Origin of the sequence: Desulfobacula sp. (genome assembly GCF_030145145.1) — a bacterium.
Taxonomy (GTDB): domain Bacteria; phylum Desulfobacterota; class Desulfobacteria; order Desulfobacterales; family Desulfobacteraceae; genus Desulfobacula.
In genome coordinates, this window is record NZ_JAQYWD010000004.1 from 1 (window position 1) to 26,525 (window position 26,525).

The 26,525-nt window shown below is 44.1% G+C and carries 21 protein-coding genes and 2 tRNA genes; 17 read left to right on the forward strand and 6 right to left on the reverse strand.

The window, feature by feature from the left end:
- Positions 1–200, forward strand: a 200-nt coding sequence (locus Q1Q15_RS02590; RefSeq protein WP_300456239.1) for a hypothetical protein, incomplete at its 5' end; no start/stop codon positions are given.
- Between the two features lie 56 nt (positions 201–256).
- Positions 257–565: a hypothetical protein gene (locus Q1Q15_RS02595; protein ID WP_300456242.1), complete on the forward strand. Its 309-nt coding sequence runs from the start codon at positions 257–259 to the stop codon at positions 563–565.
- Between the two features lie 330 nt (positions 566–895).
- On the opposite strand, the gene Q1Q15_RS02600 is transcribed toward Q1Q15_RS02595, so the two are convergent.
- Together Q1Q15_RS02600 and Q1Q15_RS02605 are read right to left on the reverse strand one after the other, a co-directional pair.
- Positions 896–973 (reverse strand) — tRNA-Glu (locus Q1Q15_RS02600).
- A gap of 16 nt (positions 974–989) precedes the next feature.
- Positions 990–1,065 (reverse strand) — tRNA-Lys (locus tag Q1Q15_RS02605).
- 527 nt (positions 1,066–1,592) lie between these two features.
- Here Q1Q15_RS02605 and Q1Q15_RS02610 point away from each other — a divergent pair.
- The 10 genes from Q1Q15_RS02610 to Q1Q15_RS02655 all read left to right on the forward strand — a co-directional run bounded on the left by Q1Q15_RS02610 (position 1,593) and on the right by Q1Q15_RS02655 (position 9,880).
- Positions 1,593–2,072 carry a hypothetical protein gene (locus Q1Q15_RS02610; RefSeq protein ID WP_300456244.1) on the forward strand — a complete coding sequence of 160 codons (480 nt, stop codon included), beginning with the start codon at positions 1,593–1,595 and terminating at the stop codon, positions 2,070–2,072.
- Between the two features lie 192 nt (positions 2,073–2,264).
- Positions 2,265–3,266: a UDP-N-acetylglucosamine 4,6-dehydratase (inverting) gene (gene pseB / locus Q1Q15_RS02615; protein ID WP_300456247.1), complete on the forward strand. Its 1,002-nt coding sequence runs from the start codon at positions 2,265–2,267 to the stop codon at positions 3,264–3,266.
- Positions 3,267–3,313: 47 nt separating this feature from the next.
- Complete coding sequence (locus tag Q1Q15_RS02620; RefSeq protein ID WP_300456250.1) at positions 3,314–4,207, forward strand: sugar nucleotide-binding protein; 894 nt, start codon at positions 3,314–3,316, stop codon at positions 4,205–4,207.
- Positions 4,204–5,283, forward strand: coding sequence for an N-acetylneuraminate synthase family protein (locus Q1Q15_RS02625; RefSeq protein WP_300456253.1), 1,080 nt, complete (start codon positions 4,204–4,206; stop codon positions 5,281–5,283). Before Q1Q15_RS02620 ends, Q1Q15_RS02625 begins: the two co-directional genes overlap by 4 nt.
- Positions 5,284–5,286: 3 nt before the next feature.
- Positions 5,287–6,012 (forward strand): glycosyltransferase family 2 protein, encoded by a 726-nt coding sequence (locus Q1Q15_RS02630; protein WP_300456256.1) that lies wholly within the window; start codon positions 5,287–5,289, stop codon positions 6,010–6,012.
- Positions 6,009–6,704: a PIG-L family deacetylase gene (locus tag Q1Q15_RS02635; protein ID WP_300456259.1), complete on the forward strand. Its 696-nt coding sequence runs from the start codon at positions 6,009–6,011 to the stop codon at positions 6,702–6,704. The genes Q1Q15_RS02630 and Q1Q15_RS02635 overlap by 4 nt, the downstream gene beginning before the upstream one ends.
- Positions 6,704–7,354, forward strand: coding sequence for a formyltransferase family protein (locus Q1Q15_RS02640; protein ID WP_300456262.1), 651 nt, complete (start codon positions 6,704–6,706; stop codon positions 7,352–7,354). Before Q1Q15_RS02635 ends, Q1Q15_RS02640 begins: the two co-directional genes overlap by 1 nt.
- A 33-nt stretch (positions 7,355–7,387) precedes the next feature.
- Entirely contained in the window at positions 7,388–8,083 is a 696-nt protein-coding gene (gene pseF, locus Q1Q15_RS02645; protein WP_300456265.1) for a pseudaminic acid cytidylyltransferase, read from the forward strand.
- Positions 8,083–8,733 carry a pseudaminic acid biosynthesis-associated methylase gene (locus tag Q1Q15_RS02650; protein WP_300456267.1) on the forward strand — a complete coding sequence of 217 codons (651 nt, stop codon included), beginning with the start codon at positions 8,083–8,085 and terminating at the stop codon, positions 8,731–8,733. Before pseF ends, Q1Q15_RS02650 begins: the two co-directional genes overlap by 1 nt.
- Positions 8,630–9,880, forward strand: coding sequence for a DUF2920 family protein (locus Q1Q15_RS02655; protein WP_300456270.1), 1,251 nt, complete (start codon positions 8,630–8,632; stop codon positions 9,878–9,880). Before Q1Q15_RS02650 ends, Q1Q15_RS02655 begins: the two co-directional genes overlap by 104 nt.
- Before the next feature lie 43 nt (positions 9,881–9,923).
- On the opposite strand, the gene Q1Q15_RS02660 is transcribed toward Q1Q15_RS02655, so the two are convergent.
- On the reverse strand, positions 9,924–13,220 hold the full coding sequence (locus tag Q1Q15_RS02660; protein ID WP_300456273.1) for a 6-hydroxymethylpterin diphosphokinase MptE-like protein: 3,297 nt from the start codon (positions 13,218–13,220) through the stop codon (positions 9,924–9,926).
- Between the two features lie 298 nt (positions 13,221–13,518).
- Between Q1Q15_RS02660 and Q1Q15_RS02665 the strand changes: the two genes are divergently transcribed.
- From Q1Q15_RS02665 to Q1Q15_RS02685, 5 genes are all read left to right on the forward strand, one after another.
- Positions 13,519–19,554, forward strand: coding sequence for a flagellin (locus Q1Q15_RS02665; RefSeq protein ID WP_300456276.1), 6,036 nt, complete (start codon positions 13,519–13,521; stop codon positions 19,552–19,554).
- A gap of 148 nt (positions 19,555–19,702) precedes the next feature.
- Positions 19,703–21,394 carry a flagellar filament capping protein FliD gene (fliD, locus tag Q1Q15_RS02670; protein WP_300456279.1) on the forward strand — a complete coding sequence of 564 codons (1,692 nt, stop codon included), beginning with the start codon at positions 19,703–19,705 and terminating at the stop codon, positions 21,392–21,394.
- Between the two features lie 69 nt (positions 21,395–21,463).
- Complete coding sequence (fliS, locus tag Q1Q15_RS02675) at positions 21,464–21,946, forward strand: flagellar export chaperone FliS (protein WP_300456282.1); 483 nt, start codon at positions 21,464–21,466, stop codon at positions 21,944–21,946.
- Between the two features lie 2 nt (positions 21,947–21,948).
- Positions 21,949–22,350 carry a hypothetical protein gene (locus Q1Q15_RS02680; protein WP_300456285.1) on the forward strand — a complete coding sequence of 134 codons (402 nt, stop codon included), beginning with the start codon at positions 21,949–21,951 and terminating at the stop codon, positions 22,348–22,350.
- A gap of 13 nt (positions 22,351–22,363) precedes the next feature.
- Entirely contained in the window at positions 22,364–22,717 is a 354-nt protein-coding gene (locus Q1Q15_RS02685) for a flagellar protein FlaG (protein WP_300456288.1), read from the forward strand.
- Between the two features lie 40 nt (positions 22,718–22,757).
- On the opposite strand, the gene fliW is transcribed toward Q1Q15_RS02685, so the two are convergent.
- Genes fliW through flgL form a run of 3 tightly spaced genes read right to left on the reverse strand, consistent with a single transcriptional unit; the run spans position 22,758 to position 26,521 of the window.
- The gene (gene fliW, locus Q1Q15_RS02690) at positions 22,758–23,192 is read right to left on the reverse strand and encodes a flagellar assembly protein FliW (RefSeq protein WP_300456291.1); all 435 of its coding nucleotides are present in this window, start codon (positions 23,190–23,192) and stop codon (positions 22,758–22,760) included.
- Between the two features lie 6 nt (positions 23,193–23,198).
- Entirely contained in the window at positions 23,199–23,441 is a 243-nt protein-coding gene (gene csrA, locus Q1Q15_RS02695) for a carbon storage regulator CsrA (RefSeq protein ID WP_300456293.1), read from the reverse strand.
- 11 nt (positions 23,442–23,452) lie between these two features.
- Positions 23,453–26,521: a flagellar hook-associated protein FlgL gene (gene flgL, locus Q1Q15_RS02700; RefSeq protein ID WP_300456296.1), complete on the reverse strand. Its 3,069-nt coding sequence runs from the start codon at positions 26,519–26,521 to the stop codon at positions 23,453–23,455.
- Positions 26,522–26,525: the final 4 nt, after the last annotated feature.

Here is a 26,525-nt window from a genome sequence, read left to right on the forward strand (position 1 = left end):
CGAGTTTTTCCGCCACAAGTGTAGCCCGGCATAGAGCCTGTCAACATAGCCCATCCAGCGAAGGAAAGGTAATCTGGTCTGAACGGGTATGGGATATTCATAAAAAGTTACATGCGATTGCCCTGATTTTCAGTGCCAATAAATTTATTGACACCTCCTTGATAAGGGGGTATTTCAATATAAGCAGATCCTTGGGATAGAAAAATGTCAAATCATTGACACAATGAGCCGACACTAGACGTTAATGGGGTAAAACATGTTGACCACGACATCCGGCATACCTTCTGTAACTGGATACCAGATTCAACTTGATACATCCACCAGCCGCCCCCCATCAACCACACAACCCCCTTTTTCAAACCGCCAGGAAACCGATGACACAGTCAATATCTCCCGCAAAGCAAAAGATCTTCAACAAGACTATCAGAAAAAAAAAACCATTGTGGAACAAAATTACACCAGTGACAAGCAACAACTGGAAAGAGCCTATCACCTGGAAAAAAACAAGCTGGAAAGAGAACTGAATCAAAAAAAACAGGCCCTGGAAATCAACACTTACGCCTGACAGACCCCTGCAGGGTGAGCCTTTCCTACCCTACCCCCCCTTTTTTTTTTACTGCCGCCATGATATTTTTCATCAGCAAAAAGAGGCTGCTCAGAAAAAAAAATTGTGACTATCCAGAACCCAGAATAAATTGGAGGTCACTATTCACCATCTCACTTAAACGCAAAACTTGGCTGTTGACGAATTGCGGGAACGAACAGATGAACGCTTTGAGATTGTTTTCTCTGTATTGGATAAACTTTTAGCAGATGATGAAAAGTCAAAAAAGAAAGTCAGAAACCCCAAAATAAAAAAGCCCTCAGAGAATCTCTGAAAGCCTTGTTATTAAGGTGGCGTCCCCAAGGGGATTCGAACCCCTGTCGCCGGCGTGAAAGGCCGGTGTCCTGGACCAGGCTAGACGATGGGGACGCAGTGTTTTTATTGGTGGTGGGCCGTGCTGGGCTCGAACCAGCGACTCTCTGCTTAAAAGGCAGATACTCTGCCAACTGAGTTAACGGCCCAAGGCCAATCAAAAACAAGGGATATCTATATGATTTGAAAAACAATGTCAATAGTTTTTTTAAACCCCATGAATATCCCCTATAATCTTTTGTCCATTTTACGACCCATAAACACCCTCGCTAAGCTCCCATTGCTGGGAATAAAGCGAGTATAATAGGTTTTTTGATACTATCTTTCTACAAAGGGATATCCATCCATATTATAAATAAGTTTGATTATCTTTTTATAAAAACCATTGGTGTCTCTATGGCAGATATAAACAATTCTTCCCAAATCACAAAAGCAACGGCAATCGTTGCCCATAAAACAAAAACCTACTGAAAAATATACTGGCATGGATATTGCTTTTTTTGGTTAAAGATGCCGAATTAAGGCCAAAGGATAGCCTTTTTTTCCGGGTTGTATATAAAATAGTCAAAGACATAATGAAAGGGGGGACGGAATCTTGACAACAATAAACATATGCCGCAAATGTCATTCAAACCATACTTCATGTTGTACACTGGAATCCGACAACAAGGGTAAAATGCTGATACCGCCGGTTTCAGACGCTGAGATAGAGCGAATACTCAATTTTTCAGGGTATAAAAGAAGAAACAAATTCTTTGTAGTCAAAGATAATTCAAGCTTTTTCATCCATCAGATGCTGAATATTTTTCCGGATATGGAAAAATCAGTCCTTAAAGCATACCCTGAAAATAAAAAGCACTTTGAGCTTAAAACAATCAATAATGCCTGCATCCTTTTAGGAAAGGACGGATGTAGGTTACCGAAAGACGTTCGGCCCCATTTCTGCAGGATTTATCCGTTCTGGTTTTTTGACGCGGAGCCCCAGATTTTTCAAGACCCTGATTGTCTTGCGCTGCGTAACAGCAAGACAATCCCCGAGGTGTTGCTTTCCCTGGGCACAAATCAGGATACGTTAAAACAGATTCATTCTCAAATTTGTCAAGACTGGGGACTTTTTCATTCCATATCACCGGTAAAAAGAAAACGTTCTTTTTAATATACATTTTAAACACTCTTTAGAATATATGCTGCTTGACAATAGACTATTTTTTTCGGCACCATACCTTTAAAACTTGAACTTCGTTTTCTTTGGGCACATAATATGAGCATGCAAATAAAATCATATTTCAAAGATGCTCTTCATGGTTCACAGGAACCTGCGGACACTTAACATAAGGAATTAGATACAATGTTTGACAATAAATCGATACTCATCACTGGCGGCACCGGCTCTTTTGGTAAAAAATTTACCGAGACCCTGCTGAAAAACCACCAGCCAAAACGAATTGTCATTTTTTCAAGAGATGAGCTGAAGCAATTTGAAATGCAGCAAAAGTTCAATCAGCCCTGCATGAGATATTTCATTGGAGATGTAAGGGATAAAGAGCGCCTAACCATGGCCATGAACGGCATAGACTATGTGATCCATGCCGCAGCACTCAAACAGGTCCCTGCGGCAGAATACAACCCCACAGAATGCATTAAAACCAACATTAATGGTGCCGAAAACGTTATCTATTCAGCTCTATATAATAATGTCGGCAATGTCATTGCCCTTTCCACAGACAAGGCAGCAAGCCCCATAAACCTGTATGGTGCCACCAAACTTTGCTCCGACAAACTCTTTGTCGCAGCCAACAATTTTGCAGGCGCTAAAAAGACTATATTTTCAGTTGTCCGCTATGGCAATGTTGTCGGTTCCAGAGGGTCTGTCGTCCCTTTCTTTCAAACCCTAATTGATGAAAAAAAAGACCACTTGCCCATCACCGATGAACGGATGACCCGTTTCTGGATAACCCTTCAACAGGGTGTGGATTTTGTGATCAAAAACTTCCAACGCATGTCTGGAGGTGAAATTTATGTACCGAAAATCCCTTCTGTAAAAATCACAGACCTGGCAACAGCAATGGCACCGGAAATTACTCAGAAGATTGTGGGCATTCGACCAGGGGAAAAACTCCATGAAACCATGTGCCCCGGGGATGATTCTCATCTTACCATTGAATTTGAAGATCATTTTATTATCCTGCCGTCCATCACCTTTCATGGCAGGAAAACAGATCCAACCACGAACAACCTTAGAGAGAAAGGGATTCCTGTCAGACAGGGGTTTGAATATAATTCAAATACAAATCAACGCTTTTTGACCATAGCTGAAATCCTTGACTATAATAAAGTTGGACAAAAATGATGCCCGATGGTGGACTGCTAAAAATTAAGATGTGAGGAAACTAACTGATGGGGAAACAAAAACTTTTAGTTTTAGGATCAACAGGATTATTGGGGCGATCTCTAATCAAGGTATTGTCAGAAGATTTTGAGGTTTATGGAATGGCCCATAAAAGTGCTGATTTTAATATTGATATCACTGATGATAATGCTCTAATTAAAGTTCTCAAAAAGGTTTCTCCTACAATAATTATCAATACTGTTGCAATAGTAGATCATTCTTATTGTGAAAGCAATCCAGCTGAAGCTTATATGGTTAACACGAGACCCATTACGATAATTAATGATTACATCAAAAACTCAGACTGTTATTTTATTCAAATTTCAACAGACCATTATTATAAAAACGATTTAAAAAAAAAACATACCGAACGTCACCCCGTCGTTCTAACAAGTGAATATTCAAAAACAAAATTTTTAGCAGAACAATTAACACTGCTTAACTCAAAAAGTTTGGTTTTAAGGACAAACATAGTCGGCTTTAAAAGAAACTTTACCCAGGCAAGTTTTGTAGATTGGGTTTTTGACAGTCTGAGCAACCACAAACAGATTACTCTTTTTGATGATTTTTACACTTCCAGCATTCATACTGTGCAATTGGCAAAAATATTAAAAAAAATTATTTCAAAGCGCATCCCAGGCATTTTAAATATTGCCTCATCTGAAGTTGTGAGCAAAAAAAAATTTATTGAAAAATTTGCATCCAAATTTGAATTATCATTAAAAAACACCCTAACAGGAAGCTGCAAAAATTTTAAAGATAGTAAAAAAAAGGGAGATTCGTTGGGATTAGACACAAGCAAAGCTGAAAAAATATTGGGTTATCCGTTACCCAATTTAGACGAGGTTATAGACAGTCTTTTTAATGAATATTTATCGCGCTTTGACAGGAGAAAGAAATGAAATTTCAAAAGGAAATATTTATTAATGACAGAAAAATAGGATTTAATTCCCCAACCTACTTTATTGCTGATATTGCAGCTAATCATGATGGAGATATCGAAAGAGCTAAAAGCTTGATTTATCTGGTAAAAGAGATGGGGGGTGATGCCGTTAAATTCCAGCATCATAATGTAGAAAAATATGTCAGTGACTTAGGGTTCAAAAGCCTTGGAAACAAATTTAGTCACCAAAAAAGCTGGAATAAAACTATTTTTGAAGTTTATAAGGATGCAGAGGTGCCTGTAGAATGGACACCAATATTAAAAAAATATTGCGATGAAATTGGTATCAGTTTTTTCTCAACGCCCTATGACCTTGATATGATAGATCACCTGAATCCTTATGTGTCGGCCTTCAAAGTGGGTTCAGGGGATATCAACAGAGATGATATGTTAATCAAGATGGCATTAACGGATAAGCCGGTATTATTTGCTTGCGGAGCATCTACCATGGATGAAGTAAAGCATGCCGTCAATACGTTAAGCGTCCATACCCCTAAAATCGTTTTAATGCAATGTAATACGAACTACACGGCCAGTATTGAAAACTTTAAGTATATTAATTTAAATGTGTTAAACTCATTTAAAAAACTATTTCCCGACTTGATTTTAGGATTAAGCGATCACACCCCTGGAAGTATTACTGCGCTTGGGTCCGTTGCGCTTGGTGCCAGGGTCATTGAGAAACATTTCACTGATGACAATGATAGACAAGGGCCTGATCATAAATTTTCCATGAACCCTAAAAGTTGGGCAGAAATGGTTAAAAATGTTAAAATATTGGAACAATCACTGGGGGATAGTGTAAAAAAAGTTGAAGAAAATGAAAAAGAAACCCTAATTTTACAGAGAAGGGCTATTAGAGTTATAAAAGATCTATCAAAAGGGACAGTCATCTCCAGACAGAACATAGAATTTCAACGCCCCGCACCGTCTGATTGCTTTAGCCCCAATGATTTTGACAAATTAAATAAAAAGCGCCTAAAACATGATATTAAAAAAGGCGACTATCTTAAATACGAAAATTTCGATTGGTAAACCGTGAAAAAAATTTCGATAATAATAAGTTCGTACAATTATGAAAAATATATTGAATCTTGTGTCTTATCCTGTTTGAATCAGGAGGGTTTTGATAATTTTGAAGTTATAGTTGTTGACGATGGAAGCCAGGATGCTAGTCTTGAAATTTTAAAAAAATATGCCCATCTCATCCGGCTTTTCAAGAACTCAAATCATGGACTGGAATATGAATTAAATTATGCCATAAGAAAAGCGGATGGGGACTATATCGTAAGGGTTGATGCAGATGACAAACTCGATAAGCGTTTTCTTAATCTCACCTATCCGAAGATCCATGGTTCTAAGTATGCATTTGTTTATCCTGAATATTCTTTAATAAATGAACAAGATGAAATTATTTCAGACGTAAAATTGCCGGATTTTAATGACGTGGAAATTAAAAAAAGAGGCGATTTTTTGGCAACCGGAACCTTATATAACAAAAAGCAAATAGCAAAAGTTGGGTTGTACAATGAAGCGGTAAAAAACTGTGGCCTTGAAAACTATGAACTTATTTTGAACTTGTTGTCCAATAACTGCAATGGATTGTGTATTCATCAAAAATTATTTTACTACCGGCAGCATAATACCAATTTGTCGATTAAAAGGAAGAAGGATATCATTGCCTATGGAAAAAAACTTGCTATCAAGTTTAATCTTTCAGGTTATCAAACAAATGAATTTCATCCCTGGGGATTAACAATATGAATTTTAAAAAAATATTGATTGTTGCAGCCCATCCAGATGACGATATATTGGGATGTGGGGGAACCATTGCAAAATATTCAAGCCAACAAGATATTCATTTCAGAATAATTTTCATCGCAGAGGGAAGCACATGCAGATATTCATACGACAAGATTGAGTCCATTGAAGCATTAAAAGAAATTAAAAAAAGAAACACTTGTGCAAAAAGCTCTTTGGCCGTTTTAAATATTTCAGACTATAAATTTTATAATTTGCCCTGCGGCAGACTTGATAAAACCCCTTTAATTGATTTAGGTAAAATAGTTGAAAATGAAATCAAGGCATACCAGCCTGACACCATCTTCACTCATAGCCATCGTGATGTTAATAACGACCATAAATTAGTTTTTCAGGCAGTATTGCAAGCTACCCGGCCCGGCGCACAGAATTTGGTCAAAAGGGTATATTCTTTTGAGATATTATCATCCAGTGAATGGGGCTTTATTAAAAATTTCAAACCCAATTTTTTTGTCTCATTGGACTTAGAACATGTAACGGCAAAAACAAATGCATTAAATGAATACACTACAGAAATCAAAGATTTTCCTTTTCCTAGATCCAGCGAGGGGATTTTAACGCTTGCCAAAAGGAGAGGAATGCAATCAGCAAGCCATTATGCAGAAGCATTTCAATTAATAAGGGAGATTATATAATGAGAATCGTATGTGTAAGTTATAGAAATTGGGCATTAAAAATTTATGACACGATTGTCCAGAATACTGACCATACTATATTAATAATCCGGTCGACCAATCAATACCATGAGCAAGCCATCAAAGATTTCAAACCGGACTTAATCTTATATTATGGTTGGAGTTGGATTGTAAGTGATGAAATGATAAACACTTATAAATGTATTATGCTTCACCCTTCCCCCCTGCCAAAATACAGAGGTGGAAGTCCCATACAGAACCAAATAATCAATAATGAAAAAGAATCAGCTGTTACACTCTTCTTGATGGATACGGGTATGGATTCCGGCGATATAATTTGTCAAAAAAAATTTTCATTAGAAGGTCATTTAGTGGAAATTTTTGAACGAATTACCACTATTGGAATTGATCTTACACAAAAATTATTAGATGGGGATTACACATTAATAAAACAACAGGAAAAAAACAAAACCGTATTCAAGAGAAGAACGCCTCAAGATAGTGAGATAACACTAGATGAGCTCCAAACTAAAACCGGAGAATACCTTTTTAATAAAATCAGAATGCTCGAAGATCCATACCCGAATGCATTCTACAAAACAATTGATAAGAAAAAGCTATTAATTAAGCTGGCAGAAATAAGTGATTGATATTGTAACCCATCAATCTTCGAAGGAAATAAGATGTCAAAAAAAGTTGCAATCATTACGGCAAGAGGTGGAAGTAAAAGGATTCCAAGAAAAAACATAAAAGAATTTTGTGGCAAGCCTATTATCGCTTATTCAATTGAGGCCGCAATCACATCTGATATTTTTGACGAAGTTATGGTATCGACAGAGGATGAAGAAATAGCGAAGATTGCGACTTCCTTCGGAGCTAAAATCCCTTTTCTCAGGTCGCAAAAAAATTCTGATGATTATGCAATGACAAGTGATGTTATAAAAGAAGTTATTCTCGAATATCAAAAAAAAAATCAGTCCTTTGAATATTTATGCTGTATTTATCCGACAGCACCATTTGTCACAGCAGAAAAACTAAAGAAAGCAACAAAAATTTTAATTGAAAATAATGTTGAGTGCGTTCTTCCCGTTGTAAAATACAGCTATCCGATTCAGCGGTCTCTGAAAATAGAAAATAACAGGGCGAAAATGCTGTGGCCGGAAAATTATTCAAAAAGATCACAGGATCTGGAATCCATTTATCATGATACAGGGCAATTTTACTGCTTAAAGACAAATAGTTTTTTAGAGCAGCTGGTATTGTTTCCTGAAAACACTTTGCCGTTAATTGTTCCAGAAAGCGAAGTTCAAGACATAGATGATGATGAAGATTGGAAAATTGCAGAAATGAAGTATAAGATTTTGAAAGGAGTTATATAATGCAAAAATTCAATACTGCTCAAGAAGACTTTTGGGCTGGTGAATTTGGTAATAATTATATCGAAAGAAACAAAAGCATAAAATATCTTGCCGCGAATATTGCGATGTTTTCAAAAATAATTAACAAAACAGAAAATATTTCTTCTGTAATAGAATTTGGCGCTAATGTAGGGATGAATTTAAAGGCAATAAAGATGCTTTTGCCTGAAATGATAGCGGAAGGAATTGAAATCAATAAAAATGCGTTTAATGAATTAAGCAAAAATTCTTATATAACCGCTATAAATAGCTCCATTTTTGATTATAAAATTGAAAACCAATTTGATTTAGCGCTTATCAAAACAGTACTCATTCATATCAATCCCGATTTTCTTCCAAAAGCATATGATATATTGTATCAATCCAGTAAAAAATATATTTTAATAGCTGAATATTACAATCCAACGCCTGTTGAGGTAACGTATAGAGGACATAAGGGCAAGCTCTTTAAAAGAGATTTTGCAGGCGAAATGATGGAAAAATACCATGATCTTAGCCTTATAGATTATGGATTTATTTATAAAAGAGACAAAAACTACCCTCAAGATGATATTAACTGGTTTTTACTGGAAAAAAAAGCGCTCCCTGGAAATGATAATGCAAATATTTAACCATGAGATTGATGCTCATGGTGATTTTGAATTTTGCAGTACCAGTCAAAGAAAATTAAATTATTCGATTACCATTCCCCCCCAAAAAACAGAAGGCCTTGTTGTTTATATTGCAGGATTCGGAGCCGATGCCGGATCCTACCGTGAGAATTTTCAAAAACACATCTCCAGCAACTATCCATTGGCCTGTCTAGCTGTTGATTACCATTGTTTGTTTGCACGGCCCCAAAATGGTGCAACTGTCAGTATAGAACCAAATATCATGAAACTTCTACGTTCAATCACGGACTGCATGACTGATGAGACGGTTGAGGAGGTTCTTTTAAAATTAAGTAAAATAAAAGCCAACCCCACAAAACCTCTCACGATTCCGGGAACCATATACCCTAAAAAAAACGAGTATCAAAATTTTGGTATTCTTCCGGCCCTGGATAATATTTATGCCATAAACGATGTCTTCAAAAAATATCCCACTATCCCTATAAAAATTTATGCCATTGGAAGCTCTTATGGTGGATATATAGCCAATTTAGTATCCAAATTCGCTCCTTCCACGCTGAATGCAGTATTTGACAATTCTTCCTGGGCTTCACCCAATGGTAGATATCTTATTGGACATGAACTTGGATATCCAGAGTATTCCCAAGTGCATTCTCCCAACATTATACTCGAATTGAATGTTATATCCCCCTGGTCTCATCTTCCATTCATGCCCAATGCTTTTTGCAAAAATAAAGTACTCATTCGATCTTTTCCCGAAAATCATATAGATATTATGAGTGACATCGGAAAACAAAAAACAATTTACCGTTTTGTTCATGCTGAAAATGATCCTATTGCAAACACAAGCCAAAAGGTTGCATTTGCGGAAAAATTAAAAAAATCAGGATTCAATGTCCAGATCAAGGTATACTCCAAAGCTGATATTGACGGGGTTTATATAAAAACAGCCGATCATGGAATGGGGCTTTCCATGAGAAAATTCTTTTCAAATTATTACGGCAGTACCCAAAAGGATATAAAAAAAGATCAAATGATAGACATTGATTTTGAGCATTCAATTCATTTTAAATGTGACGCACAAAAATATACAATTTCATATAATGGAAAATCTCAGCCTGTCTGTAGCATTTCCGATTGCCATTAGAATAAATCAAATAGCATCAGCATCCATAAAAAAAAATATAATTTTAAAGCAGACTGTTCAAATTCGCCCTGGCTTGAAAATTATCCGGCTTGAGTTCAAGAAATTGCTTATAATATAAAATGGCTTCATCAAGCATACCAACTTCTTGGCAGGCAGCCCCAAGATTATTTAATGCGTCTGCGTAACCAGGATCGATTTCAAGGATCTTTTTATATGAATCCATTGCTTCAAAAAATCTGTTTGATAAATGATAGGCATTGCCAAGGTTGTTTAATGCATTTAAAAAGTCAGGTTTGATTTCAACCGCCCTTTTATATAAAGCAATCGCCTCATCAATTTTTCCTTGATCCTGCAGCACTATCCCCAAATTATAATACGCCGGATAATATTCAGGAACGATTAACAGGGTTTGTTCATAACATGAAATTGCCCTGCTCAGTGCTCCCAGTTCTTTTAATGCAGTCCCCAGATTATGAATGACATATGGGTTAGCAGCATCCAGCAACAATGCTTTTTCATATTTTTTAGCAGCATCTTCAAATTTGCCCTGATGAAAAAACCGATCCCCCTCCCCGGTTAATTTCATACACGCTTCAGTCTTCTTTATTTCATCTGTCTTGTTGTATCTATCTCGGAGGGGACCTTTGATCTTTTTTTGATCTTCAAAAGATTGAGCAAACGCTTTATCAATTTCAAATGCTTTTTTATAATGGGAAACCGCTATATCATTTTTCCCCATATCAAAGAGCACTTCCGACAATAACAGATAATATTCGGGATTATCCTTAGAGCAGACAAGTGCCTTATGAAAATATTCAAAAGCCTTTAGCAACTCATTTGAAACTTGGAAAAATTTTCCACCGTTTTTGTAAAAACTGCCCATGGCCTGGCTGTTCAAATTATTGTACAAGTCCGGCTGATTTTGAAATATCTGCAGCCATTGATCCATAACAGGCGAAATATCTGCAAATTTTCCAGATTCAAACCGAAAATCAACCCCTTCCATATCTTTTTTCAAGATCTCGGATAATTCGACGTTTAACCTTGGGTGATCTGGGCAAAACCTTAACCCTTTTAAAATCATGTTTTTGGCACTGCTTTTATCCTTTTGCCAAAACTGGGTTGCATAAGCCAAGTATTCATTGCCAAGCTCAATCTTAAACCCATTGATTTTTTCTTTGAACTCTGGATCTTTATCCGCTGCTGTTTTAAAATACAGGTCTGCTTTTTCATACTCGGTATGCAGCGCTGAAATTTTTCCAAGATAAAAATTAACCTCAGCATTATCTGGATCAGAGGCAAACAGTTTCGTCAAAACTGGCTTTGCGAGGACAAAGTCACCTGATTCACAATACAGCCGGGCAAGATCCATTATCTGATCAAAATTTTCTTCCGATTGATGTATTGATTTTAAAAGTGACCTTTCTTTTTTATGGTGCTCCACTACATTGGAAAGAATCGTTTTAAACCCTTTAATCAAATTTTTTCTTACCCGATTCACCTCCTCTAATCTTTTTAAATTCTCCAACAGCCACTCAATATATCTGTCAGGGATATCCTGAAGTTTGTTTATCTCATACTTCATTCTCTGTGTTGCTTGAAGTGCAGTCACTGTTGCTTCATCAAAAAGACCCCAGAACCATTTTTTTTTATCTATTTTCTTGTGATATCTATCAATGTCCCCCACCTTTTTTTGAATATTTTGTGGCAAAGCATCGAATGCTGCATACTTTTTAGGGGACGCTTTCAATTTTAACAACTGCTTGCTCAAAAAAGACGATAGATTATCCGCTTTTTTGATAAGCATATTCATCTCATTGACCGTTTTTAAAACCGACTTGATGCTGGTAAGAAACGCATCCAGGTCGCCTATTTTGCTTTCCTTGTTACAGGTTTCCAGGCTTTTTGAAATATTAAACTCTTTTGTACAAAATTGATCCAACACTTCTTTTAAGCGCATCACATTTGTACCTTTTATGAATGCGCCACCCTCGGAGGCATTAATATATTCACCGGGTGTGGAGTGGATCATTTTTTCAAACTGATCAATATAATTAACAAATGCCCTTGAGGTTGGTACTTTCCCACCATTATTTCCGTCTACCCATATCAAACCGTCTCTATTTTTAAGAAATATAGCTGTCTGGTCATCGGATTTAAGCACGGTATGTTTGACATGATCATTCGCGCCTTCTTTTTCTGAAAAGGCAAGGTCCTGGCCTGTAAAAACAATGGGAGAGCATCCCATGATAACGGCGGCCACAAAATTAAGATGCGCCACAGTCCCCGCCCCCGGGGACACGAGATTACCCCCCAAGCCTTTGTTTATCCAATTCTCCATTGCCCCGCCCGTAAATGTCCAGTATATGTTCCGGGCCGGAAAAACCTTGGCAACTTTTTGTCCAACCCAGCTTGAGCAGATCAAGGAAATATTTTGTGATTTTGGTGCACAGGATGCAATTTTTTCATAGGTAATATTCTGATAATCTATTGAGGTGACAAAATCAGGGGTCACCCCATTTGCCTGCAACGCCGGCAGTGCGGCATCAACACTTATGATAACCGCCTTTTCCTTAAATTCACGTATCCGTTGAATATTCTTATCCAGAGAAGGGCCGGCAGCAACCAGTATCGCAGGGATATCCTTAAACCTGCCCTTTAAGCTGTCTATCAATGAGGTGTGATGAATCATGCTCAAAGCGCTGAGTCTGTTGGAAATAAAGGTAGCCCCATGTGACTTAAAGGTATTTGATGAAATATTCAATTGATTGGCAATGCTGTAGATGGTTTTCCCCAGTTTTTCATATCCGTCTTTATCTAAAAGACAAGAAGGGTTGTGGGTCAACATGCTGATCTCTTCAAGACGCATAGACTGTAATGCAGCAGACAGTATTTGTTCGACCTCAGGATCTGGGCCCAGACAGATAATGACTTTTGGATCATCCAATAAACGGGAAAGATCCGTAACCCTGAGTGCCTGAAGAAAAATACCCACACAGAGTTCAAAAACAATGAGATGCTGGATATCTTTTCTTTTTTCTATAATTGCTAAGGGCCCGAATCCAAGCCCCATGCCTTGAAAGATGACGGTCCCTTTTGCAGTTTCAGGCACAATTCTTAAAAAATCCTGTGCATCTTTTCCAGGATCATGGATATCATGGAAAAACAATACCTGTCCGTCTTGGGTTTCAACTTTTAAATTTGGTTTCCCATTCTTCGCCATTACAATCTTTCCAACAGGCATAGAATTGACAGATTGTATTGTCTTCCAGGCATTGGGTTGGTTTTTTTTTAACAGTTTAATATTTGATTCATAAAATTCCTGAAATTCGATCGTCATACCCTCTCCTTGTCACATGCGATGATCGCAGTTTCAATTTTTCTCTTCTGGTAAAAGACGCATTTTGTATGCCATGTTTGAATTAACTTTTTTGTCTAAATAAAAAAACTTTTCATCAAGTTTTTGCGAGGAACACCGATACTAATCAATATTCACCCGTACGAAACGTTTGTGAAACTTTAACAATAAGGAGGTAAGAATTCAACGAATAGTTTTGGATTAAAAAAACAAAAGTAATTTAATTTAGGCACTATCAGGGAAAGGATTCCCGATTAACAAAAAACATGGAGGAACAAACATGGCACTTCGAATAAACACCAATGTGGCTGCATTAAATGCCCACAGAAACATGATCAAAAATGACAATGCATTGTCAAGCTCCCTGGAAAGACTCTCTTCTGGTCTCCGAATCAATAAAGCGGCTGATGATGCAGCCGGTATGTCTATTGCCGATTCATTAAGATCCCAGTCCATGGGACTGGGCCAGGCCATTAAAAATGCCAATGATGGCATCAATATTGTCCAGACAGCAGATGCGGCGCTGGAAGAATCCATCAATATCATCAACACCGTTAAAACAAAATCCATCCAAGCCGCCCAGGACGGTCAGACCACTGAATCCAGGGCTGCCATCCAGGCGGATATCGACAAACTCATGCAGGAACTGGATACCATTGCAAAGACGACATCCTTTAACAATCAGAAGCTGTTGTCCGGTGCCTTTACCAACAAACAATTCCAGACCGGCGCTTACACCGGAGAAACCACCAATATCACCATTGGATCAGCAGAAGCCAATAAAATAGGGCATGTCACCACGTCCCAGCTGACCCTTAAAAATGGTGAGGCCGGAACCGTTGACCTGAGTATTTTCAGTAATGTTCAAAACCAGACCTATAATGTTGAATCCGTGGAAGTGGCCTTTGATAATTCAAGCCAGCACTCCATGTCAGCTGTTGCCGATGCCATCAACCGGATGAGTGACACCTTGGGCGTTTTTGCCACCGCCCAGGTCTCCTCCACCTCGGATTTGAATATCCAGGGCGGCTCCACCAGCAAAGGGTTCAGCATTAACGGAGTGGGCATCGGCCAGGTGGCCGTACAAACCAATGATGCAGATGGGGCCCTGGTAAACGCCATCAACTCGAAATCTTCTTCCCACGGGGTCATGGCCGCTGTTGACACCCAGGGCAAACTGACCTTATCCTCCTTTGACGGCCGGACGATCAAGGTGGAAACCGGGGGGGCTGAAACGGAAGCTGTTCTCAGGAATTCCGACATGACCACTGTGGGACATGTCTCCCTAATTCAGTATGGCGCCAGCGAGATCACGGTCAACAATGTGGGCGGCGGAGATGCAGTTGCCTTAGCCACGGATCTGGAAACTGACGGCAATACCACCACCACCATGGCATCCACCATGGCGGCAGGCTCCACCCTTGCTGAGAACTCCACTCTGGCAGCAGGCTGGACCACAAACCAGACCCTGGGAGGTGATGCCTTCAACAACTCCACCATCACCACAACCCAGGATTCCAGTTTTGCTGCCGGCTCTGTAATCGTCACCGGTAGTACTCTTGGAGCCAATTCTGATATCACCGGATCTGTCCAGATTCAATCGACAAACACGACCACGGGTCAAAGTACGATTGCCAAGGGTTCCATTCTCCAGGGAGGCACTGAAATCGGAGCAGGTACGATTCTTGGCGGTACGTTTCTCTTGAACGATTCAAAAACAACAAAAACTGCAGCGACAAGCCTTCTGAAGGAATCGTCCACGTTAACAGCCGGCTCAATTATTGGAAACGGTTCTACACTTGGCGTGGAAGTAACTGTTGCGAAAACCAGCAAAACAGATGCCCAAAGCGTTGTTGTAGCAGATTCAACCCTGGCAGCCGGCTCACTGATCGCCTCAAACTCAGTAGTGGGTGGAACGGTTAACCTGAGGACCACCACAAGTCAGACAAATTCAAGCAGTCTTTTGAAGACCGGTTCCAGTATTGCCAATGGATCCACCATTGGCGCCAAAGCGGTTCTTGGCGCAGATTTCACACTTGCGGCAGATGCAACCACAACCATCTCCAACAGTCTGATCAAAACTGACTCCATACTGGGAAGCGGTTCTACCATTGGCGCTGAAACTGTTCTTGGGGGAAGAGTGGTACTAAATGCCGACGTTGATACAACCTTAACCGATAGCTTTATAAAAACGGGCTCAGATATTGCGGCAGGATCTATACTGGGCGCTGGTACTATAGTGGGCGGCGACTTTTTGCTGGCCAGAACAAGTGAAACTGATGCAACAACAGCAGAGAGTTTCTTGGCTGACGGGTCAAAAATTGCCGCAGGAACTGTCCTGAAAGCCGGCACAGAGCTTGCCGATGGCCAGTATGTTTCAACAACCAGCGGCATGGCTTCTGGTATTCTTACCAAAGATTACACGACCGATACCTTTACGGTGCTTTCAAATGGCGGCATCAAATCCCTTGCCATGGGATCGAGTCTTGCCAGTGGATCAACCCTGGCACAAGGTTCATACCTTGGCGCCAATGCGATCACAGGCGCAAGCGTAACCCTGACTGAAGACATGACCATGAAAGCCGGGTCTACTTTAAAGGCAGATTCTGCCCTTGAAACAGACTCTTATTTTTCAAAGGCCATTGTCAATAAATGGGGAAATGTTATCAGTGCCGGTAAGGTTTTAACCGGTAACATTACCCTGAATGAAAACTCCAGTTATACCACCATCGATTCCAGCCTGATCTCAGGATCAACACTGGGCTCAGGATCTGTCATTGGCCAGGGATCTTCTTTTGCCGAAACAGCCATCACCCTTGAGAGCACCACCAATGCAACCTACACAACCTCTACCCTGACTGCCTCGTCTTCTTTGGGAGCCGGCACCACTTTGGGCGCCACCACAGAAATGAATGGTGACATGACCGTTACGGCCACAGCAGGTGTTACAGCCGGGACCCTAACAGGCACCACCTTAGTTGCATCAGGTTCAACCCTGGGAGCAGGAATAACATTAACTTCCGGTACGACCCTGGGTTCCGGTACGGTCCTGGGTTCCGGTACGACATTAGGCGCAGGCACAAACCTAGCGTCCGGTGCCACATTGGGAGCAGATACCGCCCTGGGTTCCGGTACGACTCTGGGCACTACGACTGCCCTGGGTTCCGGTACGACTCTGGGGGCCTTAACCGTCCTGGGTTCCGGTACGACTCTGGGCACTACGACTGTCCTGGGGTCCGGTACGACCATGGGTGACACAACTGCCCTGGGTTCCGGTACGACTCTGGGGGCCGGTACGGTCCTGGGTTCCGGTACAACCGTGGGTGCTGCCACTGTGCTGGGTTCCGGTACCATCATAGGATCGGGTTCAGTCCTTGGCTCCGGTACTTCTCTGGGTGCAGGCACTACACTTGTGGCAACCATGACGCTGGGTTCCGGTACGGTTCTGGGAAGCGGCACAAATTTGGGAGCCGGCACAACTGTGGGTTCCGGTACGACTCTGGGGGTCGGTACAACCTTAGGTTCAGGCACTGTGCTGGGTTCCGGATCAGTCCTGGGAGCCGGTACACTCATCGGTTCCGGTACGGTTTTCAATGCAGCCGTTGTCACGTCAGGAGATGAGACGCTTGCAGGAACTGCTACTGGTACAATTGGTGATAATTCAGAACTTCTTGCCGGCAGTTGGCTCAACAGTGGCGCTGTTATTGGTAATGGAGAACAATTTACAATTTCCGGTACTACCGGTAGTGCGCAAGTCAGTGGTGACGGAGCTACTACATTAAGGGCATTGGCCGCCGCACTTGGTACTATTGGGAACGATGCAGTTTATCGTCTTACCGCTGATACGACCCTGTCTTCAGGAAATATAACGGGTTTAGCTGCGGGTGCCATTCTTGTAAGTGGTTCAACACTTGAATCAGGCTCAACTTTATCAGAGAATAATATCAACCTCCAGACAGCCCTTACCCTTGATAACAATCAGTCTTTAACCCTGAAAGGCGGCGGTGCTTTAATCGCAAGTGGTGCCGAATTGAGAGGCGACGATTCTGCAATTGGTTCCGGAGCCTTATTGGCAGGCGCGGCAACGACGATTGGAAGTGGTGCCCTACTGGCAGGGGCCAATGCCATTATCGGCAGCGGTGCCGTAATACATGGGGCTGATCTTACACTTATAGCAAATGCCACCCTCACATTGGTTGGGGACAGCACCATTGGAACCGGGGCCACGCTAAGCAACGGGACTACTCTTGGAACCGGGGCCACATTGCACGGCGCCGGTGCCACCATTGGAAGCGGCGCTGTATTGCATGGGGCAGGGGCGACAATCGCAAGTGGCGCTACATTGCATGGCGCAGGAGCGATTATTGGGAGCGGTGCCACATTGGGTGGGGCAGGAGCAACAATCGCAAGTGGCGCTGTATTGCATGGCGCAGGAGCGACTATTGGAAGCGGTGCCACATTGGGTGGGGCCAATGCCGTTATCGGAAGCGGTGCCACATTGGCCGGCGCCGGGGCCACTCTTGGATCTGATGCGGTGCTCACACTGGTCGGAGACAGTGTTCTTGGCGCCGGTGGAGCCACACTGCATGGAGCAGCCATGGACGTTGCCGGCACAACAACCCTAGCCGGTACCACAGCCCTTGCATCCGGGACCGTTCTTGGAAGCGGATCATCCATCAGCGCAGCTGTCACGCTCGCAACACTTAGTGCCCTTGGATCATCTATGGATCTTGCTGCAGGAACAGCCCTTGTCTCAGGGTCGATACTCGGTTCGGGCTCCACATTTGGGGGTGATTATACCCTGAATGCAAGTGCTATCACACCAACTACCGGCACCACGACGCTGGCTGCCGGTTCAATGCTTACGGCTGGCTCAATACTTATAGCCGACTCCACATTTGGTGCAGCCATCACCGACCAGACAGGGGGAGCCAACTATGCAACCACCCTGACCGATGACATGACCTTAAGGGCAGGGTCCAAACTGATGGATGGCACCAAGCTGACCAATGGATCCTACCTGGATTCCAAAATTGTGGTCAGCGGAACCAATGCCATCATCGATGACATGACACTGCAGGCCGGTTCACGGCTGACTGCAGGGTCCAGTCTTGCCAATGGATCCTTTTTTGATGCGGATATCACCTCAAGCGGTACGTCCACCATGACGGATAATATGACCCTGGCAACCGACTCCAGGCTGGCCAGCGGATCGACACTGACCACCGGAAGCCGGGTTGAAGCAGATTTAACCCTTACGGAGACCACAGGCAGCCTTGAAAAAAATATGACCATGAATGCAGGTTCTCTCCTTGCCAGTGGCAGCACCTTAAGGGCCGGGTCTTCTTTTGATGCCAAGTTGACACTGGCAAGTGCCAGTAATTTGACCCTGACCCAGGGGATGACCCTGGAAACCGGATCAAAACTGATCAACAACTCGACCCTGGAAGCCGGGTCAAAAGTGGCAGCAGAGGTACAGATCAAAAATGATCTGACAATGGAAAAAGCTGGAACCATTGCCACGAATTCCACCCTCAAGGTGTCAGATAACTTCTCGGTGGCTGCCGGCTCGACCATCGGGGGGGGGGTTACCCTTGACAAAAATGTTGCCGTCACGGCTGATTTTAATATTGCCAAGGATTCCGTCATTGCAGACAATTCTGTCCTCACGGACGGTTCCACCATTGGTGGCACCATGACCCTGGCCAATGATGAAACCGTTGATGACACCACGGATCTGCTCATGAAAGCCGGCTCCAGTCTTGCCGCCGGCAGTATGATTGCCCAAAATACCTACCTCACAAACGATGTCACGGGTTCTGACGGCACAGTGTATACGGTCGGCAGCATTCTGCAAGCTGACATTACCACGAAGGGGTCAACTGCCATCACCAATGACATGACCCTGCAGAACGGTTCCATGCTGGCCAAAGGCAGTACGCTGGCGGCCAACAATGAGAATACCACCTTTGCCGACGCTGTTGCCGGTGAAGGCGTAATCAACCGGCTCTCAGACCTGAATGTCCTGACCCAGGAAGGCGCCCAGACAGCCATCTCCATTGCCGATGCCGCCTTGAAATCCCTGGACCAGAACCGGGCAAACCTGGGGTCCATCCAGAACCAGTTGTCATCCACCATCTCCAATATTTCAACCACCCGGACAAATGTTCAGTCTGCTGAATCCTCCATCCGAGACGTTGACTTTGCGGAAGAATCCTCCAACTTTACCAAGATGCAGGTATTGCAGCAGGCAGGCACCTTTGCCATGAGCCAGGCAAATGCCAGTGCTCAGGCCGTATTGAGCCTGCTCCAGTAAGGGATGGCATCATCTTTTAACCCATAAAGGCCTCGGCCTTGAATCGAAAAGCCCTGGAAAATTTTTCCAGGGCTTTTTTTCTTGAGTTTTCTATGGCATGATCCGATAAGTAGAATATTAAAGCATACGCCTTAAGGGAGTCACTATCATGGCAACAGGATCAATTTCAAGCTTGGGACTGGGTTCGGGACTGGAACTTCAAAGCATACTGGACCAGCTCAAAGATGTTGAAACCGCCCCCATCAGGGCTCAGGAAACCCAGAAAGAAACCCTTCAAAAAACCATCACGGCTTTTAACAGCGTGAATGCCCGGCTGTTTTCAATGAAATCCCATGCCCTGTCCCTGTCCCTGGAATCCGATTTTTTAAAGAACAAAATAACCGTGTCCGATGAAGATGTCGTGACCGGCAGGGTGGATGACGGCATTTCCGAATCTGCCACCCGCATTGACGTCACCCAGAAGGCCAGGGCAAATTCCTGGCAGTCCCCGGGGGTTGCCAGCAAGAGTGCCATGATATACCCGGCACCCGGCATTGCCATTGCCGGAGCTGATGTTGGTATTACAGACCAGCCGGATACCATGACCATAAAATATGGTGCGGAAGGCGCGCAGAAAGACATTCATATCAGCCTTGGTATTGACATGAGCCTCAATGAGATGGCAGATGCGGTCAATGCCTCGGCGAACAACCGGGATACAGCCGGTAACCAGCTGGTGACCGCATCCGTGGAAAAAAACTCAGACGGATTGTATTATATCCGGCTTAAGGCAACAAACGGGGGCAATACTGCGGACTCCCAGATCAGCATATCCGGATTTGAGTATGTAAAAAGCGATGCCACCATTGCCATTGCCAAAGCCAGCGACACCACCCAGTCCGCCTACATCAGCATTGCGCCAGGTACCACCTACCAGGCGGCCGCAGATGCCATTAACGGGGCATCGGACAACCCGGGAGTGATGGCCGCCATCATTGATGACGGCAGCGCAGAGACCCCTTACAAACTGATCCTCACTGCCACATCCACCGGGGAGGACAACCGGATCTCCATCCAGAACCTGCCCATGACAGAGGTCACCGGCCAGAACGGCGACTCGCTGAATGCCGCCTTGACCGTCAACGGCATTACCTTTCAGCGTCAATCCAATGACGGTATTGATGATATCCTCACCGGGGCCACCCTGACCCTGAAAAAAACCGGGGAGGCCACCATCAGTGTCCAGAATGATATGGACAGTGTAAAACAACACATCCTTGACCTTGTTGAAGAATTTAATGCGCTGGTCGGAGAGATAAAGGGAACAACCCCGGAAACGGTTACGGAAACAGCGGAGGCGGAAACCGAGGCCCCCCTCAAAGACGTGTATGCGGCCAAAAAAACCATTGCCGACCTGTACACCCTTATCGGGTCCACCATTTCGACAGGGGGGGACTATTCAAGCCTGTATGACCTGGGCATGACCATTGACCGGGACGGCATCATCCACATGGATGAAACCGAACTGGACCAGGCCATTGCCGCTGATCCGGAAGGGGTTAAAACGCTGTTCCTGGGCCAGGCGGACGATGACATAAAAGGCCTGGGGGATACGATCAATGACGGTATTACCAATATGATCAGTATTTCCGGAAGTGTCACCACGCAAATCGATGCAGCAGAACAGAAAATGGAACGGCTGGACAAGGATATTGCCACCGCCACTGAGCGGTTGACCAAACGATATGCAATCATGACCTCTGAATTTGCGCGACTGGATTCCTATATCAACCAGCTCAATAATGAGGCCGCACTGTTAACCTCCATCATTGATTCTTTCAACGATGCAAAGAATACCTAAAGTAGACAACGGAACCGGTCGATAGATGTACACATACATTCATATACAAACAATTTCCAGGAGGTGGTAATGGCACTGGCGGCGCAACTCAATTCATACCTGAACACGCATTATGACGGGATGTCACCGGAACAACTGATCCTGATGCTGTTCAAGGGGGCCCAGGAGCGGCTCAAGCTGGTCAAACAGGGGATTGAAGAAAAAAACATTCAAAAACGCGGGGAAAATTTGAGCAAGGTCATTGCCATCATTTCCGAACTGAACCGGTCGGTTGACCCGACAATGAAGGATGATAGCACCCTTTTTTTACGGGGGCTTTACACGGAAATGTTAACCCAGCTGCCCATGGTATCCCTCAACAACGATATCCAGATCATTACGCGAACCGAATTGTATATCTCAAAATTACGGGACATCTGGGAAACCGATGTCATGGGAAAAGGCCGGCGCACACCGGCTCCAACCAGACCCAAACCCATGGCGATCAGCAGTTCCGGCAATGGGTATGCCCAGGGAAATGCCCCTTCCAGACTGGGATCCATATCGGTGTAACCATGACCATGGAATACAAGCATATCACCCGGGTGATCGACAATCTGGACCATCTCCAGGCACGTCATATCGATTCTTTTGACCATGACCTCTTACCGGACCTGGAGACGCAATGCCGGGAACGGCATCTGGCCATTGAACAGCTTGAAACAGACATCCATATCCTGACCGGGAAAGCGAAACTGGATCAGACAGAAGAATCCAATGAAACCCTCGTTTTTTTGATGACCCGGATATCGGGTCTGTTAAAACAAAACAGGGTATTGGAAAAAAAGGTCCGAACCCATAAAGACGGCATTGAGAACAGTTTAAAAACCCTGGCAACCGGCAAAAAAATCATCCACTCATACGGATCACCGGCAATGACAGCAAACCATCCCAGAGTAATCAGCCATACAGAATAATAAGGAGGGTATCATGGATACCACCAATATCAGCAAATCATCTGACACCTTTATTGCTTCCCCGACAACCGTCAAAAGCGTGTCCGAACCGGAAAAACGGCAGGCGAGTCAGGCAGCCCTGGAATCCGGAAAAGACACCCAGGTTGAAAAAACCAGGGAAATGACCGAAGCCTTGAACGACATCATGGGGGACATGGGAACGAACCTGGGTTTTTCCATCCGGGAAGACCTGGACAACCAGGTAATTGTAGAGGTAAAAAACCGGCGAACAGATGAATTGATCCGGCAGATCCCATCGGAAGAACTGCTGAATATAATGGAGAAAATGGAAGAATTGTCCGGCTTGATCTTTGATCGACGAATTTGATCAACGGATCTGGCGGGAGGGTTTAAAGCAGCCCCTCCCTTTACCCAAGGACATTGTGCTGATGGGAATATGAACTGTCTGACATAACAACCTGTACCGCCTCGTTATTTTTAGAATTGATGATCAACGGTCCCATAAGATTGGCCGTTATCTTCTGTTCTTCCTTTCCATTGGAAATATTCACTACTACATAAATCAGAAAATCCGACACCTGGGTATCCTTCCATCCCCGGGTGACACTAAATTCATTCAGTCCATTGACCTTATAATCGGGCTTAAAGAGCAGCGGATTCATGATCACCAGCGCCAGATCCGGCTCTGTAATGGACTGAAACCAGCTGAACGGGGCGATCTTTTCATCTTCAAGCAGCACAAACCGGTCAAAGCCGGCAAATCCCGGCAGGCCTTCGGGCATGGTAATAATTTTTGTCTCGTCAATTTCAATCTTACCAAATTTTCTGGTCTCAATTTTCACGGTTTTTCACTCCTTGGGAAATTTATGTTTAACAAAAGCCGCTGCCTGGGCAATATCGGACACCTCTTTTACAACAGACTCAATATTCTTATTTTTCACCTGCTCAAGCAGCTCCATCCTCAGGATGGTCACTTCTCTGGGAGCATCAATACCGATCTTGACACTTCCTGATTCGATTTCAAGAATGCTGATGTAAACATGATCACCAATCTTTACTTTCTCTCCTAATTTTCGAGTCAAAACAAGCATTGTCTATCCTTTTATAAATAATCCAGCAGGCTTAAGCTCATTACCTTTGCCGTTGAACTCATGGCGGCCTCATAGGCGGTTTGTAAATTCTGAAGGGCCATAATGGATTCCACCAGATCGGCATCCTCGATGGTGGATTTTCGTTGCATGAGGCTCAGGCCCATCTGGGTAGTGATGGTTTGCCTGACCTCGAGATGATTGTATTTCATCCCCGTATCCACAATTCTGGATGTCATATTATCATAATGGGTTCCCAGCCGCCCCAGTGTTCTTTCTATCCCATCCCTGTCATTATCCGCCAGATACGTTTTTAAATCAATCAACGTATCAAAAATTCCCCAGCTCACCGTATCGGTCCCGGACAGGGGCGTTTTGATATCATCGGATGTGCCGTCAAATCCCAGGAGGGCTCCGATACCCAATCCGGTCCCCCCCTGATCCGTGGGTGCATTCTCACCCGATTGCCACAGCAGACGGAATTCTTCCAGCCGGGTCCCGGCTTCTTTAATGGTAAATCGCTGGGTGTGGTCATCCCAGGATACGGCATAATCTATATCATTTCCCTTGTTATGGGATTCCTGCTCCAGGGCCTGTTCAATTTCCCGGGCCAGGTCAGGATACGTGGTATAGGTGCCGGGTTCAATTAACGCCGTAAGCGTGTCAACGATTTTCCCCTTGCTGCCCTGGACCGTCTCCTGGAAATCAAGTGTATTGTTTGTTTCGTCAATATTCAGCTGAATCACGGTTTGATCGGATTCGGCAAACGCCATGACATCGTCCCGGGCCGGGTCAAACCCCAGCAGCTGAGCCGCATTGCTGTCTGAATGATTACCGGTCTTCCACAATAGGCTGAACGAGGACAGGTCCTGGTCACTTCCCTTGATCAAAAATTTCCCCGTGTCAAAATCATAGCCCACATCATAGGCAATCTGAAGGGGGGATGCCGCTCTCAAGGCGGTCTGGATTTCCTGGGCCACCGCATCCAGGTTGGTGTAGTCGCCCTTGGGAATCTCAATGCTGACCGGGTCGGACATGAGGCCGGCACTGCTCGTTTCCTGGAAATCAATCCAGTTGTTGTCACTGCCAAAGGTCATCAGCACGGGCCGCGTGTCGCTGGTATGGGTGGTATCGCCGGTGGCGGCCAGGTCAAATCCCAGGGTCTGTTTTATGGAATCCACATCACTGTCTGCAAAAAGCCGCAATTCATTCAGCGCCCCCGGCGCACTCTGGATGGTCAGTTCGGAAACAGCGTTGTCATAGGCCACGGTATACCCCACCCCATTGGCGGAAACCGCAGCCATGGCAGTTTCAACAGTATTCAACAAATCGGTCATGCTGGTATAGGTGCCATGGGAGATAAAGGCCCTCAGGGTCCCACTGGAGACCCCGGCATTGTTCACCTCTTCAAAATCCAGGATGTCGTTTGTTTCATCAATGGTAATGGCACACTGAACCGGGGTATTATCAGTCCCGGGATAGGTTAATTCATCATCCGTTTGATAGTACCCCAGGGTGGACCCGATACTGGCATTGCTGTGGGTACCGCTTTTCCAGAGCAGATCCAGTTCATCCAGAGAGGACCCATCCTCCCGGATATTGAACCGGCTGGTTTCGGGATCATAGGAAACCGCATAGTCCACGGTGTTAACACTTTGCTCGGCCATTCGGGTTTGGATTTCCAGACACAGGGCATCCATATCCGTATAATTGCCGGCGGTAATGACCGCGGTCAGTTCCGCACTGGTGCCGCCACCCATGGGGGAGAGGGGACTTTTCTCTATAAAATCAATGGTATCGTTCACACCGCTGACAATGGTTAGATCTGTGATAGCCGTTGCCGGAACCTCAGACACCGGAAGGGTGTACAGGCTGTTCACCCCTGAAAAACCCATCTCGTGGCCGATACTGTGATCCCCTTTTTCAAGCATAATCTCAAAGGCAACATATGCCCCTTCAACCGCTGCCGGTTGTCCCAGTTTCACGCTGATATCCGGCGCGCCGGATTCAGTCAGTTCCAGGGCAAACCCGTGGGCGGTTCCCGGTATTTTAGCCGGGATAATATAGCCGGGATTGTTCTCAACCCGCCAGTTTTCATAACCGTCCCAGACAAAGCGCAGGGGCCCGGTCTGTTCCGTGGTCTCCAGGGTCAATGCCGAAGAATTCAGGACCTGGATATCCAGATTATCAGGATCAATGCCGTTGCCCACGGTCATCTGATCCAGATGGGCATCCTTGCCATCCTCCCACAGAAAAGTGGTCTGGATAAATCCCGGATACCTGCCGTCTGTCTGCAGGGTATATTTTTTTTGGTCGGCATCAAAGGCCACCTGATAATTGACCTGGTATCCCGATGTTTCAGAGGCGCTGTTCAAGACGTTCTCAACCGCCTGTTCCAGGGTTTTAGCCGTATACACCCCATCCGGAACAACCGCTGTCAGCCTTTTTTCAAAGGCACTTCCCCGGCCGATGTCTTCTTGAAACACAAGGGTATTGTTCGAGGCATTAATCTGGATCGTTTGATCCCAGAACGTTTCTTCACCGTCCCTGCCAACAGCCACCCCCACATTTTTATCCGTCCGGATTTCAAAGGGTGTATGATTGCCGTTATACACCACCTGTTCCGGCTGTCCATCCTTGTCATAAGCAAACGGAATAATATTTGAATCCGTACCCCCAAAAACATAATTCCCGTTCACCCTGGTATTGCCCAGGGTGACCATCTGCTCAATAACGCCGTTGATCCGTTCAATGGCATTGGCACGTTCATCAGCGGTGGTGGAATCGTTGGCCAGGCGGGTCACCTCTGTTTTGACCTCAAGCATTAAATTATGAATACTGTCAAGGGCTGTTTCCCCCGTGTCCAGCCATGACTGACCCATGGCCACATTCTGCTCGATCTGTTCAAGATTGCCCATGGTATCTTTCAATGTCAATACCTGATTGAATCCCACGGGGTCATCGGAAATCTCAATGATCCTTTTCTGGGTGCTGACCACCTCGTTGGCATCTTTTAACCCACTGCTCAGGTTACCCAGCAGGTAGGTGGATGTGGTATAGGTTGTAATGGTGGGAACCCTCATGGTT